Annotated in this window: 16 protein-coding genes; 7 read left to right on the plus strand and 9 right to left on the minus strand. The window is 64.5% G+C overall.

Translation table 11 applies throughout. From position 1 onward, the window contains the following. Positions 1-8: 8 nt before the first annotated feature. The 5 genes from ybeY to miaB form a co-directional block, all read right to left on the minus strand. On the minus strand, positions 9-521 hold the full coding sequence (gene ybeY / locus B2P87_RS17005) for an rRNA maturation RNase YbeY (protein WP_141889412.1): 513 nt from the start codon (positions 519-521) through the stop codon (positions 9-11). Between the two features lie 68 nt (positions 522-589). Continuing rightward, positions 590-1,600: a PhoH family protein gene (locus tag B2P87_RS17010; RefSeq protein WP_141889411.1), complete on the minus strand. Its 1,011-nt coding sequence runs from the start codon at positions 1,598-1,600 to the stop codon at positions 590-592. A gap of 144 nt (positions 1,601-1,744) precedes the next feature. Beyond that, positions 1,745-2,050: a hypothetical protein gene (locus B2P87_RS17015; protein ID WP_141889410.1), complete on the minus strand. Its 306-nt coding sequence runs from the start codon at positions 2,048-2,050 to the stop codon at positions 1,745-1,747. A gap of 13 nt (positions 2,051-2,063) precedes the next feature. Further along, positions 2,064-2,642 (minus strand): OmpA family protein, encoded by a 579-nt coding sequence (locus B2P87_RS17020; RefSeq protein ID WP_141889409.1) that lies wholly within the window; start codon positions 2,640-2,642, stop codon positions 2,064-2,066. A 277-nt stretch (positions 2,643-2,919) separates the two neighbouring features. Then, positions 2,920-4,242 (minus strand): tRNA (N6-isopentenyl adenosine(37)-C2)-methylthiotransferase MiaB, encoded by a 1,323-nt coding sequence (miaB, locus tag B2P87_RS17025; RefSeq protein ID WP_141889408.1) that lies wholly within the window; start codon positions 4,240-4,242, stop codon positions 2,920-2,922. 126 nt (positions 4,243-4,368) lie between these two features. Between miaB and B2P87_RS17030 the strand changes: the two genes are divergently transcribed. Together B2P87_RS17030 and B2P87_RS17035 are read left to right on the plus strand one after the other, a co-directional pair. Next, entirely contained in the window at positions 4,369-5,238 is an 870-nt protein-coding gene (locus tag B2P87_RS17030; RefSeq protein WP_141889407.1) for a glycosyltransferase family 2 protein, read from the plus strand. A gap of 127 nt (positions 5,239-5,365) precedes the next feature. Next, positions 5,366-6,070 (plus strand): GntR family transcriptional regulator, encoded by a 705-nt coding sequence (locus tag B2P87_RS17035; RefSeq protein ID WP_244940768.1) that lies wholly within the window; start codon positions 5,366-5,368, stop codon positions 6,068-6,070. A gap of 75 nt (positions 6,071-6,145) precedes the next feature. Here B2P87_RS17035 and B2P87_RS17040 read toward each other — a convergent pair whose 3' ends face one another. Together B2P87_RS17040 and B2P87_RS17045 are read right to left on the minus strand one after the other, a co-directional pair. Continuing rightward, positions 6,146-7,519, minus strand: coding sequence for an ammonium transporter (locus B2P87_RS17040; RefSeq protein ID WP_141889405.1), 1,374 nt, complete (start codon positions 7,517-7,519; stop codon positions 6,146-6,148). Between the two features lie 378 nt (positions 7,520-7,897). Continuing rightward, the gene (locus B2P87_RS17045) at positions 7,898-8,614 is read right to left on the minus strand and encodes an SDR family NAD(P)-dependent oxidoreductase (RefSeq protein WP_141889404.1); all 717 of its coding nucleotides are present in this window, start codon (positions 8,612-8,614) and stop codon (positions 7,898-7,900) included. A gap of 220 nt (positions 8,615-8,834) precedes the next feature. On the opposite strand from B2P87_RS17045, the gene B2P87_RS17050 reads away from it, so the two are divergent. Next, positions 8,835-9,389: a sigma-70 family RNA polymerase sigma factor gene (locus B2P87_RS17050; RefSeq protein WP_141889403.1), complete on the plus strand. Its 555-nt coding sequence runs from the start codon at positions 8,835-8,837 to the stop codon at positions 9,387-9,389. Beyond that, positions 9,390-10,025 carry a ChrR family anti-sigma-E factor gene (locus B2P87_RS17055; RefSeq protein WP_141889402.1) on the plus strand — a complete coding sequence of 212 codons (636 nt, stop codon included), beginning with the start codon at positions 9,390-9,392 and terminating at the stop codon, positions 10,023-10,025. It begins immediately after the preceding gene. Positions 10,026-10,065: 40 nt separating this feature from the next. Here B2P87_RS17055 and B2P87_RS17060 read toward each other — a convergent pair whose 3' ends face one another. Continuing rightward, positions 10,066-10,791 (minus strand): SDR family NAD(P)-dependent oxidoreductase, encoded by a 726-nt coding sequence (locus B2P87_RS17060; protein WP_141889401.1) that lies wholly within the window; start codon positions 10,789-10,791, stop codon positions 10,066-10,068. Then, a complete protein-coding gene (locus tag B2P87_RS17065; protein WP_141889400.1) occupies positions 10,788-11,558 on the minus strand; it encodes a DUF1365 domain-containing protein in 771 nt (256 codons plus the stop codon). Before B2P87_RS17065 ends, B2P87_RS17060 begins: the two co-directional genes overlap by 4 nt. A gap of 124 nt (positions 11,559-11,682) precedes the next feature. Between B2P87_RS17065 and B2P87_RS17070 the strand changes: the two genes are divergently transcribed. Genes B2P87_RS17070 through B2P87_RS17080 form a run of 3 tightly spaced genes read left to right on the plus strand, consistent with a single transcriptional unit; the run spans position 11,683 to position 14,612 of the window. Beyond that, entirely contained in the window at positions 11,683-13,032 is a 1,350-nt protein-coding gene (locus B2P87_RS17070; protein ID WP_141889399.1) for an NAD(P)/FAD-dependent oxidoreductase, read from the plus strand. Next, a complete protein-coding gene (locus B2P87_RS17075; protein WP_141889398.1) occupies positions 12,971-14,128 on the plus strand; it encodes an SAM-dependent methyltransferase in 1,158 nt (385 codons plus the stop codon). The genes B2P87_RS17070 and B2P87_RS17075 overlap by 62 nt, the downstream gene beginning before the upstream one ends. Further along, positions 14,121-14,612, plus strand: coding sequence for a hypothetical protein (locus B2P87_RS17080; RefSeq protein ID WP_141889397.1), 492 nt, complete (start codon positions 14,121-14,123; stop codon positions 14,610-14,612). The genes B2P87_RS17075 and B2P87_RS17080 overlap by 8 nt, the downstream gene beginning before the upstream one ends. The last annotated feature ends 2 nt before the right edge of the window (positions 14,613-14,614 follow it).

Consider the following 14,614-nt stretch of genomic DNA (forward strand, 5'->3'; position numbering starts at 1 on the left):
AGCCCCGTCTAAGAGGCGTCCTCAGTCATATATGGGTTTGCGATACCCATTTTGCCAAGTATCAGCACCTCAATCCCTTCCATTAATGCGGCATCGCGGTCACGGATGTGATCATAGCCCAGAAGATGCAACAGTCCGTGAACGATCAGATGGCGAGCATGGTCGGCCAGCGGCTTGCCTGCCTCCGATGCCTCGCGGGCGCAGGTGCCATAGGAGATGGCGATGTCCCCCAGCGGGATTTCGCCAGTGAAATCAGGCTCTGGCGGCACCGGCGTGCCGCCGTCCGTGTCCGGGGCGCGCTCCTCTGCGGGCCAGCTCAGCACATTGGTCGGCACGGGTTTTTCGCGGAACTCCGCGTTCAGCCCGGCGATCTGGGCATCGTCGCAGCCCAGCAGCGAAATTTCGCACATCTCTGCATCCAGCCCGAAATGGGCCAGGACGGCAGCAACGGCCTCCTCCGCCAGCGGCTCGAGCCCGGCCTGCTGCCAGCGGGCGTCTTCGATGGTGATGTCGAGCGTCATGGATATCTTCCGGAAACGGGGGCCAGCCCCCGCACCCCCGGGATATTTCGGGCAGGAGAAACGCGGGGTCAGGCCGGCATGGCGTCTGCGTCATAGGCCTCGATGATGGCCGCCACAAGGGGGTGGCGCACCACGTCGCGGGCGGTGAAGTAGTTGAAGCTGATCTTGGGGATGGATTTCAGCAGCCGTTCGGCATCGGCCAGCCCCGATTGCACCCCGCGCGGCAGGTCGACCTGGCTGCGGTCGCCGGTGATCACCATGCGCGAGCCTTCGCCCAGGCGGGTCAGGAACATCTTCATCTGCATGGTGGTGGCGTTCTGCGCCTCGTCCAGCACCACAAAGGCATTCGACAGCGTGCGGCCGCGCATGAAGGCCAAGGGCGCGATCTCGATGCGTTTTTCCTCGAGCAGCTTGGCCAGTTGCTTGCCCGGCAGGAAGTCGTTCAGCGCGTCATAGAGCGGCTGCATGTAGGGATCGACCTTGTCCTTCATGTCGCCGGGCAGATAGCCGAGCTTCTCGCCCGCCTCCACCGCCGGACGGGACAGGATGATGCGGTCGACATGGCCGGTGATGAACATCGAGACCCCCACCGCCACGGCCAGGTAGGTCTTGCCGGTGCCGGCCGGGCCGATGCCGAAGGCCAGCTCATTCTCGAACAGCGAATGCACATAGGCCTTCTGCGCCTCGGTGCGCGGCTCCACCAGTTTCTTGCGGGTCTTGATCTCCACCCGGCCGCCGCGGAACATCTGCAGCTGGCCGTCGGGTTCGGCCTCGTCAGCCTCCTGGCCCATGCGCAATTCGCGGTCGATGTCGCCGCTTTCGACGCTGCGGCCGGTTTCCAGCCGGTCGTAGAGAGCCGTCAGCACGCCGGCCGCCTGTTCGCGCGCCGAATCTTCGCCCATCACCGAGAGCTGGTTGCCCCGGCGGACGATCTGCACGCCCAGTTTTTGTTCGATGTCAGCCAGATTGCGGTCGTATTCGCCGCACAGGTCGATCAGCAAGCGGTTGTCGGGAAATTCCAGAAGCACTTCATGGGTTGCGGTCTGGTCTTGCGCGTCATTCAGGGCACCGATGGCCAAGCTGATCTCCTCATTCCAAGGTTGCCCTTTCAGTTTGCCGCCCCTGTTCCGTTTGCGCAAGCATCAGCAGCGGAAATTCACTCAATTGAAACAAATCAGCCGCCCCGAGGGGCGGCTGCAGGCAGCGGCGCTTGTCTGCTGCGGTCAGATCGGATCCCAGAGGGTCGAGCCGTTCTTGAACGGGCCGGTTGCCACATTGCGCGGCAGGTTGCTGTTGCAGACCGGCTTGCCATCGGGCGTGCGGCGCAGGTCGGCATAGCCCTCCAGCCCGTCATCAATGATCCAATGCTCGCAGCCATTGGGGTCGACCCAGATGCCTGCGGTCATGTTCGACAGGGTCGAGGAGCTGCCATCGCCGAAATGCCCGTCGGAGGATTTGTCGGCGCCCGTAGCACAGGCTGAAACTGCGGCGGCGGCGGCAAGGAGGAAGGCCGTTTTTACTGCTGTCATCGTCTGTCTCTCCTCAGCGCAGGCAATAGATTTCGACACGGCGGTTCGTTGCCATGTTGGCGGCGCTGGTGTTTGGCACCCGCGGTTCGCGTTCGCCGTAGGCCCGGACGTCATTGACCCGTGCGCCCGCCGAACGGGCCACCTGTGCCACCGCATTGGCGCGGCGCTGCGACAGGCCGATGTTGTATTCGTCCGAGGCGCGGCTGTCGGTGTGCCCGGCAATCACAAAGGAGCGGGCGCCGTCGGTCCTGGCCTTCTGGAAGAATTCGGTCAGGCGTTTGCGGCCAGCGGCATTGATGTGATGCTTGTTGGTGGCAAAGAACTGGTCGGACGGCATCACGCCGCAAATGTTGCCGCGGCGGCAGACCGGTTTGCCGTCCGGGGTGACATGCGGCGTCATAAAGCCCTCGGCGCCATCGTCCATCACCCAATGCTCGCAGCCGTCCGGATCGACCCAGATGGTGGGAACGTAGCGTTCGCCCTTGATCGTCCGCTGCTGGGACTGCGCGCCGGCCGGCGCGGCGGCGATGCTGAGCGCAGCCGAGGCAGCGGCAGCCAGCGCAATCACCTTGTTCAATTTGAAGTTCGACACAACCAGATTTCCTTCACCTAAGTTCCCCAGGGTGTTAGCCGCATTGGTGCCCACCGCTCAGGCCTGACAGCAGAATTAACTGAAATTGATACTCTATATCTGTTAAATTTCTGTTTTTAGCGCGCACGCTGATTGCGCGCCACGGACACTTGGCGCGTGCGGGACAGATTGTGTCTGAGCAAGATGCAGGAAGGACACACCCGGTTCGCGCCGGGCGGCCGCGGCGGGCCTTGGGGAACCCGCCCGCGACAGGAGATTCGCGGGTGCCGCGGCAGGCTTAGCCGATCAGCTCGCCCGCCAGCGAATTCGCGCCCGAGGAGACAATCCGGACCCGCGCCAGCTCTCCGGCGTCCCGGTTGCAATCGGCGACGTGGACAGCGTGGAGGTAATCGGACTTGCCCACCATCTGGCCCGGCAGGCGGCCGGTTTTCTCAAACAGCACGCCAACCTCGCGGCCGACCATGCTGTCCTGCACCTCGCGCTGCTGCCGGGTGAGCAGAGCCTGCAGCCGCTGCAGCCGGTCGTCTGCCGCAGCGGGGTCGACCTGGGGACGCTCCGCCGCCGGGGTGCCGGGGCGGGTGGAGTATTTGAAGGAATAGGCGGTGCCGTATTTCACCTCTTCCACCAGGTCCATGGTGGCCTGGAAATCCTCTTCGGTTTCTTCCGGGAAGCCGACGATGAAATCGCCGGAGATCAGGATGTCGGGGCGCGCGGCGCGGATGCGCTCGATCAGCCGGATATAGCTTTCGGCGGTGTGCGAGCGGTTCATCCGCTTGAGGATCTTGTCGGAACCCGCCTGCACCGGCAGGTGCAGATAGGGCATCAGCTTGGCACAGGTGCCATGCGCCTCGATCAGGTCGTCCTGCATGTCATTGGGGTGCGAGGTGGTGAAGCGGATGCGCTCCAGACCGTCGATCTTGTCCAGCTCCCAGATCAGCTGCGCCAGGGTCAGGTCGCCGTTGGGGCCGGCGCCGTGGTAAGCGTTCACGTTCTGGCCCAAAAGGGTGATCTCGCGCACGCCGCGCTCCACCAGGTCCCGGGCTTCGCGCAGGATGCGGTCCGCCGGGCGCGACACTTCGGCGCCGCGGGTGTAGGGCACCACGCAGAAGGCGCAGAACTTGTCGCAGCCTTCCTGCACGGTCAGAAACGCCGTCGGGCCGCGCTTGGCCTTGGGGCGGTTCTTCAGCTTCTCGAACTTGTCTTCCTCGGGGAAATCGGTGTCCAGCACCTTCTGCCCCGCACGGGTCTTCGCTTCCATCTCCGGCAGCCGGTGATAGCTTTGCGGGCCGACCACCAGATCGACCAGCGGCTGGCGGCGCATGATCTCCTCGCCCTCAGCCTGGGCGACGCAGCCCGCGACGCCGATTTTCAGGTCCGGCTTCTCGGCTTTCAGCCCCTTGAAGCGCCCCAGTTCGGAATAGACCTTCTCCGCCGCCTTTTCCCGGATGTGGCAGGTGTTCAGCAGGATCATGTCGGCGTCATCGGCGGATTTGGTCTCGACATAGCCCTCGCCGCCCAGCGCTTCGGCCATGCGTTCGCTGTCGTAGACATTCATCTGACAGCCATAGGTCTTGATAAACAGCTTCTTCGGGGCGCTCATGAGTCTCAGCCTTTTAGCCTGATCCGGGGTCAGCGGCCTGCCATACAGGCAAATGCCGATGCTTGCAATGACGCCGGAATTACCCGATTTTGGCCGCAAAGGCCAGAAAGGCAGGGGCAGACGGGCATGATGCATTCTTCGCTGGAGGATTTCCTGAAGCAGGGCAAGACGCTCTTGGCCGAAGGCCCGGTGGCGCTGGTGTTCATCGAGGATGAGGTGGAGATTGCCACCACCCTGCGCCACCACCTGCAATGCGGCTTCAAAGCGGTGGCCGCACTGATGCCGGATGCCTTCGACCTGCCGCAGGACGTGCGCGCCAAGGTGCACCGGGTGCCGTTTGACTGCGGGCCGGAGGGCGCGGTCACCGATGCCGTCAACGCGGTCATTGCTGCGGCGCGGCCGGGCTGCTGGCTCTATTACTGCTACAACGCGGAATACCTGTTCTACCCGTTCTGCGAGACCCGCAGCATCGGCGAGATGCTGACCTTTCACACCGAGGAGCGGCGCGATGCCATGCTCAGCTATGTGATCGACCTTTACGCGGGCGATCTGGACAGCTGCCCCGGTGCGGTGTCGCTGGAAACTGCCCATCTGGACAAGTCCGGCTATTACGCCCAGGCGCGCACCGACCCCGCAACCGGCCAACCCCACGAGCGGCAGCTGGACTTTTTCGGCGGCGTGCGCTGGCGGTTCGAGGAGCACATCCCCCCGGCCAGCCGCAAGATCGACCGGATTTCGCTGTTCCGGGCCAAGCCGGGGCTGAAGCTGCAGCAGGGCCACATTTTCAACGATCCGGAATACAACACCTATGCCTGCCCCTGGCATCACAACCTGACAGCTGCCGTCTGCTCCTTCCGCACCGCCAAGGCGCTGAAGCGCAACCCCGGCTCCACCTTTGATATCGCAACCTTCCGCTGGCACAATTCCGCGCCGTTCGAGTGGCACTCGCGCCAGCTGCTGGATCTGGGGCTGATGGAACCCGGGCAGTGGTTCTGAGCGGCTGACGCCCGGCAGGCCCCCCTGCCCGCGTGCCCAGGCCGAAGCGGCGGGATGCCGCTTCCCTGCCCGGGGATTATGTGTATTCTTATAGGTGTTAAATTTCTTTATGACCCTGAGAGGCACCATGGCAGCACCGCGCCAGAACATGAGCTACCGGGATATCAAGCAGGTCGTTCTTGACCGGATCCAGAACCGGATCTGGGCGCCCGACAGCCTGCTGCCGAGCGAGACCGACCTGGCGGAGGAGTTTTCCAGCACCCGCACCACCGTCAACCGGGCGCTGCGGGAACTGGCCGAGGAAGGCTTCCTGGAACGCAAGCGCAAGGCGGGCACAAGGGTGCTGAATTCGCCGGTGCGCAAGGCGCAGTTCTCGATCCCGCTGGTGCGCGATGAGATTGCCGGAACCGGCGCGGAGTACCGCTATGCGCTGGTGGAGCGCAGCGTGGCCGCCGCCCCGGCCTGGCTGTCGGCGCGGCTTGATCTGCCGCAGGGCCAGGAGGTGCTGCATGTCAGGTGCATGCATTATGCGGACAACGCCCCCTTTCAGTACGAGGTCCGCTGGGTCATCCCCAGCAGCATCCCGGAGGTGCTGGAGGCGGATTTTTTGCACTCGGGCCCGAATGACTGGCTGGTGCAGAAAGTGCCGTTCACCAATCTTGAGCTGAGCTTCATGGCCACCAAGGCGGATCAATCCGTGGCGGAGTTTCTGGATGCGCCGCTTGGGGATCCGGTGTTCACCGCGGAACGGATCACCTGGCTGCGCGGCAGCCCGGTGACGCTGGCCAGGCTGTATTTTGCGCCGGGATACAAGCTGACCACGCATCTTTGATGCCCGGGCGGGAGCCGGCCCGGCCACGGAAAAAGGCCCCGGCAGATGCCGGGGCCTTTGCGGTTGCGGGCGGGATCAGGCGTTCTGCGCGCTGTCCGCGTGGGTGAGCACGTCAGGCTCCAGATCCCAGATCTTGCCGTCCAAGCCCTCGATCTGGTCGTCCTCATGCACCCGCAGGCCCACGGTGCGCTCCAGGATGAAGGACAGGATCAGCGCCGTGACCACGCCGGTGCCGATGCAGGCAGCCGTGCCCGCCAGCTGCATCACCAGCGAGATTTCCCCGTGCTGGAACGCATAGGCGCCCTCTTCGATGCCGAAGTAGCCGCCGCGCGGGGTGCCGGCCTTGAAAATCCCCAGCATGATAATCCCGAAGACGCCGGCGCCGAGGAACAGCGGGAACAGCTTGTGCTCATCAATGCCGCGCTTCAGCGTGAACTCATACACCGCGTAGGCCACAAACGGCGCCGCAAGGCCGACGATGAAGGCCTGCCAGGGCAGGTAGACATCGAAACCCGACGCCCCGGCGACATAGCCCGCCAGCGGGCCAAGCAGGGTATAGGCGTATTTGCCGGTCGAATAGGCAATCAGCAGGCCGGTGATGGCGCCGCCGGCCCAGACCATCGCGTAGTTGTTGATCGCGATGCCGACGCTGGTGTCGGCCATGGTGACGCTGACTGCCAGCGCTTCGGGATCAAAGAAGAACAGGCAGGACAGGATCACCATCGGCAGCCCCGCAAAGATCAGCAGGAGGCCCGGCGCGCACAGGCCGATGCTGGGCGCCAGATAGGCCGAGATCCGCGGGTGAGGTGCCATCATGCCGGGGCGCGCGCCCAGTTTCGGCGTGAACACCAGCGCCATGCCCGCAGGGAACAGATACACGAAGCCAACGCCGAAGAAGTCGTGGAAGCCCGCATTGGTCAGCGGCCCGACCGACCCCCAGGTCGCCCAGCTGAGCGCCGAGGACACAACGGTCGCCACGATGCAGGTGATGAAATAGGCCGGCGCCTTCATCCGCTCCGACACTGCGAAGTGCAGCAGGATGTTGATGATCCCGGCAAACACCGCCAGGAAGAAGATGAAAATCTGGAAGGTGTTCAGCCCCGGAAAGGTCCCCGGATCGGTGTGATGCGCCATGGCGTTGGTCATCGCGCCGCCCAGCCACCAGTCGTTGATGGAATCCATCATGGTCGCGCCTTCCATGATGTAATACTGCCCGGCCCACAGGCCGAACCCGATGATGTAGTAGGTTGCAAACCCCAGGAAGAAGCCCAGCGTCTTTTCGATGGTCGAATTGAACAGGTTCCTGCGGCGCGCGGTGCCCGCGTCGATCAGCAGAAGCCCGACAACCACCAGAATTGCCCCGACGATCCCCGATGCGTACAGAATGTTCTGCACCAGCGAGTTCAGAGTGACTTGCTGAGCAAATATTGTGCTCACGTCCAATGACATTTGAATTTTCCTCCCGGTTCATTGCCATTTTGCCGAGTGTGTTGCCTCGGCTTTTATCTCCCGGCGTGCGCAGCCGCGTCAGGCGGGGCGGGCCGGTGTTCAGCGCACCAGATCAGGGCCGATGTGCGGACTCATCTGGTCTCAAGAGAATGATGCGAGTAAGAAGGCGCATCACAAAGACATTTTTTATTTTCCGGAAATGTTTTTTACCCAGAGTGCGCATTTGCGGCGGAGCCTGCCGCATACGGCCAAGCAGAGGGAGGCATTGTGCCAGAAATTTGGGCTCCGCTTCCGCGACGGGGACGCCCGCCCCCGATCACGATCCCGCCTTTGGCCCCGGGTAAAGGCCTTCGGGGCAGCTCTGGCGCTTGCGGCGGGTCAGGGTTCGATAAGGCTGCCGTCCCAGGCGAAACACTGGCCGCTGTCGTCAGGCGTCAGGGCGGCGATCACATCCAGCATCCGGGACACCGAATACTGCGGCGAGAAGCGTTTCTCCGGGGCGACGTTGCGTAGGAAGGGCTGGGACAGGCCGCTTTCCACCGTGCCGGGATGCAGCCCGGCGGCAATGGCCTGCGGGTTGCGGCGGCGGATTTCGATCGCGGCATTGCGGATGATCATGTTCAGCGCGGCCTTGGACGCCCGGTAGGAATACCAGCCCCCCAGATGGTTGTCGGAGATGCTGCCGACACGCGCGGACAGGGCGGCTAAGACCCCCCGCCGGTCCCGCGGCAACAGCGGCAGGAAATGCTTGGCGGTCAGGGCCGGGACGACCGTGTTGGCGGTGAACAGCGCCAGGAGTTTTTCGGCGCTCAGCTCCCGCAGCGACTTTTCCGGCATCAAATCCCCCTGATGCAGGATCCCCCCCGCCACGATCATCAGATCAACCGCGCCCGCCTTGGCGACCTGTTCCGCCGCGGCTTTCAGGCTTTCCTCGTCCAGATAATCCACCGGCAGCCTTTGCACGCCCTCCGGGACGGGGGCATCCGGGTTGCGCGACAGGCTGTGGATGCGGGCGTGCGGGTATTTGCGGGCCAGTTCGCCGACAAAGGCCGACCCGATCGCCCCGGACCCGCCGCTGACAACAATATTGCGCATAAGCAGTCACCTTCCTGAAAGCTGTTTGCAGCTGTTACGCGCCGCCGCCGCAGGCGGATCAGTTTGCCTGCACTGCCGGCATCTGCCCCGCGTAAAAAATGCGATAGCCCGTGATCCAACTTTCCCAGCGCTCCGTAACCGGACTATGCTGACACTAAACTTGGATAGGCCGCCCGGAAAAACCGCTGTGCTTCGGGCATCCCCTGAGGGCAAAGCAGTAGTGTCAAGAGACAAAACCTATTCTGAGCTGACCGTCTGGCTTTTGGCTGTGCGCGACCACCGGGACCGTGCGGCGTTCGGCGACATGTTCGATTTCCTGGCCCCGCGGCTCAAAGGGTTCATCATCCGATGCGGCGCGCGGCCTGCGCTTGCCGAGGAAATCGTCCAGGACGTCATGCTGACGATCTGGCGCAAGGCGGCGATGTTTGACCCGCACAAGGCGCAGGCGTCGGCCTGGATCTACCAGATCGCCCGCAACCGCCATATAGATATCGTCCGCAAGGAAAGCCGGCCGGTGCCCGATGAACTGGGAGAGGATCCCGGAACCGAGCCCGACGCCAGCCAGATCCTCGCCCTGGAGCAGGAGGCCCTGCACCTGAAGCAAGCGATCCAGCAGCTTCACCCCGATCAGAAGGAGATGATCGAAAAGGCCTATATCGGGGATTTGACCCATCAGGAGATCAGCACCCAGACCGGCTTGCCGCTGGGAACAGTAAAGTCGCGTATCCGCCTTGGCCTTGGGCGGCTGCGCAAGGAACTAAAAGGATTGCGTTGAATGCCTGCAATCACACATCACATCCCCGATCCGATGATCGCGGCCTATGCGTCCGGCAGCCTGCCGCACGCCTATTCCATGGTTGTCGCCAGCCACCTGTCCTATTGCCGCGACTGCCAGGCGGCGCTTGGCGCGCATCAGGCGGTTGGCGGCGCGCTGCTGGAAACGTCCGCTTGCGCGGCCTTGACGCAGGACGCAAAGCCGAAACTGATGGCGCAGCTGGACGCCCCCGCAGCGCCGGAGCCGGTGTATGACGCTGCCGGTATCTACCCCGGACCGGTGATGCAGTCGCTGAAAGGGCGGCCGCTGCGCTGGAAGACGCTGGGGATGGGGGTGAAACAGGACATCCTGTTCGAAGATGCGGCGGGATCCGCCCGGCTGCTGTATATCCCTGCGGGGCAGGCGGTGCCGGATCACAGTCACAACGGGCTGGAGCTGACCCTGGTGCTGCAGGGCAGTTTCAGCGACGAGACCGGGCGGTTTGGTGTGGGCGATGTCGAAATCGGCGACGAGAACCTGGACCATACGCCGGTTGCGGATGCCGGCGATCCCTGCATCTGCCTGGCGGCCACCGACGCGCCGCTGCGGTTCAAGGCGCTGATGCCGCGCCTGCTGCAGCCGCTGTTCCGGATCTGAGGCCCGCACGCCGGGGGCGCCGCCCGTGCGGCGGCCCCGCTTACTTTCCGCGGTAGACCAGCCAGTCGGGCAGCAGCTCAAACGCTCTGATCGCATAGGAAAAGGGACGCGGGAAATCCGTCCGGAACCGCCGCGACCGCATCGCGGACACCACATGCCCGGCGGCCTCCTCAGGCTCCATCAGCTGCGGCATCTTAAAGCTGTTCTTGTCCGTCAGCCGGGTTTTGATAAAGCCCGGATTGACCACGCGGACGGTGACGCCGCTGTCCCTCAGGTCAAGGCGCATGGTTTCCGCCAGGCTGATCAGCGCCGCCTTGCTGGCGCCATAGCCGATTGAGGCCGGCAGCCCCCGGTATCCCGCCAAGGACCCGACCAGGGTGATATCGCCGCGCCCGGCCTTCACGAACGCCGGCACGATCTGCCCCAGAACCCGCAGCGCGCCGGTGAAATTCACGTCGCTCATCCCCAGCACCGCGTCCGCATCCCAGTCCTGGGTCCGCATCGGCTCGTAGGCGCCGGCGTTGTAGACCAGCGCATCAACCGGACCGGCCCGGCGGGCAGCCTCTGCGACCGACTCCGCATCGGTCACATCCAGCGGCACCGCCCGCGCCTGCGTCAGTTCCTGCGCCAGCTCCTCCAGCGCGTCTTCGGACCGCGCCGACAGAACCAGCCGGGCGCCGGCCCGGTCGAGCTTCCGCGCCACCGCGCGCCCCAGCCCGTGACTGGCCCCGACCAGCCAGATCGTCTTGCCTGCAAAGTCTGTCATGCTCCGCCTCCGGAAAATGTCGAACTGTCGGAAATCAGCGGCTTTGGCGGTGGCGGCTTGCGCAGGAACGGCGCCCGCTTGATCCAAAGCCTGAGCGCCTGCCAGTAAATCAGCGCCACCACGCGGGCCGCCCCGAAGGGCCTGCGCAGCGCGGCGCGCAGCAGGCCGCCGGATGTCACCGGGCGGCGCGGCCCGTCCAGCGTGGCCAGCACGCCCTCGGCCCCGTTGGTATAATAAATCCGTATGTTGAACGCCTGGTCCGTCATCCCGAAATTGAACCGGTAGCGCCCGGCGACCTGCTGAAACGGCGAGACATGCATCAGCTTCTCCGCTTCGATCACATCGCTGCGCCGGATCGGGCGGAAGTCCGGGTGCGCCGCGAAATAGCAGTGGCGGTGGCCAAAGGTGTTGTTCACCTCCGCGATAAAGGCACGCGGGCTGCCGTCCCGGACTGCAATCCAGAAACTGACCGGGTTGAAGTGAAACCACAGGAAGCTCGGCTGGGTCAGCAGCAGCAGCTGGGCGCCCTCCAAAGGAAAGCCGCGCCGCTCCAGCTCCTCCCGGAACCACAGGATGCCGCGGCCGCAGCCGCGCGGGCCGCCGTGGCGGCGGTCGTGGATCGAAAACAGATTGAAGCGGTTGCGCGACAGCAGCGGCGGCGCACCACTGGTCATATCGGTCAGAACGTAGTCCACGCCATAGCGGAAGGCGTTTTTCAGGCGCCCCCGGCGGGCATGAAATGTCTGTGCTGAAACATGCTCAATCATGCACCGGTTACGCAGGCGCCGCCGCCCCGGATCACCCGCAAGCACAGTTTTATCGCGAAAGCGGTGATCCGCTTTCTTGCCTGCGGCGTATCCGGTCCAAACAACAGCAAGGGAAAACCGTCGCATGCTGGATCAAACTCAGGGGCCACGCCGCAAGATCGCCATCGCGGGAGGCGGTATTTCCGGTCTGTCCGCGGCGTATTATCTGGCGGTCAGCCATGACGTCACCTTGTTTGAGGCCGCCCCCCGGCTGGGCGGCCATGCCCGCACCGTTCTGGCGGGCAAGAACGGCGACCAGCCGGTCGATACCGGCTTCATCGTGTTCAACTATGTCACCTACCCTTACCTTACCCGGCTGTTCCGCGAGCTGGACGTGCCGGTGATCAAAAGCGAGATGAGCTTTTGCGCCAGCATCGACGACGGCCGCCTGGAATACGGGCTGAACAGCCTGCGGATGCTGGCGGCGCAGAAGCGCAACCTGGTGCGGCCGCAGTTTCACAAGATGGTCGCCGATATCGTGCGCTTCGGCAAACGGGCCGAGGCCGCCGCCACCGATGACGACAAGACCATTGGCGAGCTGGTGGAGGAGCTGGGCCTGGGCAGCTGGTTCCGCAACCATTACCTGATGCCGATGTGCGGCGCGATCTGGTCGACCCCGGTCACCGACGTCGATGCCTTCCCGGCCAAGTCGCTGGTCCGCTTCTTCCGCAACCACGCGCTGCTGGCGGGCACCGGCAAGCACCAGTGGTGGACGGTCAAGGGCGGCAGCATCGAATATGTCCGCCGGCTGGAGGCGGCGCTGGTTGCGCGCGGCTGCGAGATCCGCACCGGCAGCCCGATCCGGCAGGTCACCCGGCAGGCGGGCGGCGTTTCGGTGCAGGCAGAGGGCGCAGACCCGCGCCTGTTCGACGACATCATCCTTGCCTGCCATTCCGATCAGGCGCTGGCCATCCTGGCGGCAGATGCCACACCGGCCGAGGCCGCAGCGCTGGGGGCGATCCGCTATCAGCCGAACACGGCGGTTCTGCATTGCGACGAAGGCCAGATGCCCAAGCGGCGCAGCTGCTGGTCCAGCTGGGCCTACCGCAGTCAGGACGGCGGCGTTGGCGTCACCTACTGGATGAACCGCCTGCAAAGCATCCCCGAAAGCGATCCGCTGTTCGTGACCCTGAATCCGAGCCGCCCCATTCCTGCGGACAAAGTCTATGACACGGTGGAATTCTCGCATCCGGTTTTCGACAAGGCGGCGCTGCGGGCGCAGCACCAGATCCGGGCGATGCAAGGGCAGAACAGGACCTGGTTTGCCGGCGCCTACAACCGCCACGGCTTTCACGAAGACGGTATCGCCAGCGCCATGCGGATTGTCCGCATGATGAACGCTCTCCCCTCCTCTTTGGTCAAAGGAACGGATCATGGCCTTCACGGACAAAGCCCTTCAGTCGCAATTCCTGAACACCTGCGCGCGACTGCGTGAGGGGCGGCTGACGCTGCGCACCCCGGATGGCGCACGGTATGAATTCGGCGACAGCGGCCCCGAGGCCGAGATGCAGATCAACGACTGGGCCGCGGTTTCCGCGATGGCGGCGCACGGCCAGGTCGGGCTGGGCGAAACCTATGTGCAGGGCTTGTGGGACACCCCGTCGGTCGATGCCCTGATGCAGCTGGCGATGCGCAACCGGGATCACCTGGGCAGCTACGATCAGGCCAGCCCGCTGAACCGCGCCAAATTCCGCATTGTCGACACCCTGCTGCGGGCCAATTCCAAACGCGGCGCGCGCAAGAACATCCGCGCCCATTACGATGTCGGCAATGAGTTCTACCAGCTGTGGCTGGACGATGGCATGACCTATTCCTCCGGCCTGTTCGCGGCGGAGGGCGATGATCTGGCGCAGGCGCAGACCCGCAAGAACGCCCGCATTCTGTCGCGGCTGGGGGATGGCGAGCAGGTGCTGGAGATCGGCTGCGGCTGGGGCGGTTTTGCCGAACAAGCCAGTGCCGAGGGCCGCGATGTGACCGGCGTCACCATCTCGCGCAACCAGCACAGCTATGCCGAAAGCCGCCTGGACGGGCGCGCCGACATCCAGCTGCGTGATTACCGCGACATCGACGGAAAATTCTCCAGCATCGTCTCCATCGAGATGATCGAGGCCGTGGGCGAGCGGTATTGGCCCAGCTATTTCGCCAAGCTCAAGACGAGCCTGGCTGAAGGCGGCCGGGTGCTGCTGCAGGCGATCACGGTGCGCGATGACTTCTTCCCGACCTACCGCACCTCCTCCGACTATATCCGCCAGTATGTCTTTCCCGGCGGCATGCTGCTGTCCGACCAGATGATCGCGCAGCAGGCAAGATCCGCCGGGCTGCAGGTCGCGGACAGTTTCGCCTTCGGCCAGGATTACGCCCGCACCTGCCGGATCTGGGCAGAGCGCCTGGCCGCGCAGAAGCGCCGGATCACAGAGCTGGGCTATGGCGAGGCGTTCTTCCGCAACTGGCAGTACTATCTGGAGATCTGCGCCGCCTCCTTTGCCATCGGCCACACCAATGTGGTGCAGGTGGAGCTGGCCCATGCGTAAGCTGCTTCTGACCCTGTGCCTGCTGGCGGTTCCGGCGGCAGGCTTTGCCTCCCCGGTGCAGTCGCTGCTGCCGGGGGCCGAACAGCGCGGCGCGGCGACGTTCCGGTTCCTTGGTTCTCCGGTCTATCAGGCGCGGCTGTTCACGCGGGGCGCAGCGCCTTTGGACTGGTCGCAGGATTTCGGGATCGAGCTGACCTATCAGCGCCGGCTGAGCCAGAAGGATCTGGTCGAATCCACCCTGCGCGAGATGCGGCGCCTGGGGCATCCCGCCCCGGCCCGCGCCCGGTTCGAGGCCTGTTTCCAGGCCGTCTCCCCCGGCGACCGCTATCTCGCCGTCAGCCAGGGACCGGACCGGGTGACGTTCCTGCGCAACGGGCGCACCGCCTGCACCCTGAGCCAGCCCGGTATCAAGCGCGGCTTCATGTCGATCTTTGTCGGCGCAAACACCCGCTCTGCCCGGTTCACCCGCGCGCTTCTGGGCTGATG

This window comes from Leisingera sp. UBA4491 (assembly GCF_002388965.1).
In the GTDB taxonomy this organism is placed as follows: Bacteria; Pseudomonadota; Alphaproteobacteria; order Rhodobacterales; family Rhodobacteraceae; genus Leisingera; species Leisingera aquaemixtae.

What these genes read in the sequence shown, in the direction of transcription:
- ybeY (WP_141889412.1), bottom strand. Translation starts at nt 521, where the DNA reads ATGACGCTCGACATCACCATCGAAGACGCCCGCTGGCAGCAGGCCGGG.
- B2P87_RS17015 (WP_141889410.1), bottom strand. Translation starts at nt 2,050, where the DNA reads ATGACAGCAGTAAAAACGGCCTTCCTCCTTGCCGCCGCCGCCGCAGTT.
- miaB (WP_141889408.1), bottom strand. Translation starts at nt 4,242, where the DNA reads ATGAGCGCCCCGAAGAAGCTGTTTATCAAGACCTATGGCTGTCAGATG.
- B2P87_RS17030 (WP_141889407.1), top strand. Translation starts at nt 4,369, where the DNA reads ATGATGCATTCTTCGCTGGAGGATTTCCTGAAGCAGGGCAAGACGCTC.
- B2P87_RS17035 (WP_244940768.1), top strand. Translation starts at nt 5,366, where the DNA reads ATGGCAGCACCGCGCCAGAACATGAGCTACCGGGATATCAAGCAGGTC.
- B2P87_RS17040 (WP_141889405.1), bottom strand. Translation starts at nt 7,519, where the DNA reads ATGTCATTGGACGTGAGCACAATATTTGCTCAGCAAGTCACTCTGAAC.
- B2P87_RS17045 (WP_141889404.1), bottom strand. Translation starts at nt 8,614, where the DNA reads ATGCGCAATATTGTTGTCAGCGGCGGGTCCGGGGCGATCGGGTCGGCC.
- B2P87_RS17055 (WP_141889402.1), top strand. Translation starts at nt 9,390, where the DNA reads ATGCCTGCAATCACACATCACATCCCCGATCCGATGATCGCGGCCTAT.
- B2P87_RS17060 (WP_141889401.1), bottom strand. Translation starts at nt 10,791, where the DNA reads ATGACAGACTTTGCAGGCAAGACGATCTGGCTGGTCGGGGCCAGTCAC.
- B2P87_RS17065 (WP_141889400.1), bottom strand. Translation starts at nt 11,558, where the DNA reads ATGATTGAGCATGTTTCAGCACAGACATTTCATGCCCGCCGGGGGCGC.
- B2P87_RS17070 (WP_141889399.1), top strand. Translation starts at nt 11,683, where the DNA reads ATGCTGGATCAAACTCAGGGGCCACGCCGCAAGATCGCCATCGCGGGA.
- B2P87_RS17075 (WP_141889398.1), top strand. Translation starts at nt 12,971, where the DNA reads ATGGCCTTCACGGACAAAGCCCTTCAGTCGCAATTCCTGAACACCTGC.
- B2P87_RS17080 (WP_141889397.1), top strand. Translation starts at nt 14,121, where the DNA reads ATGCGTAAGCTGCTTCTGACCCTGTGCCTGCTGGCGGTTCCGGCGGCA.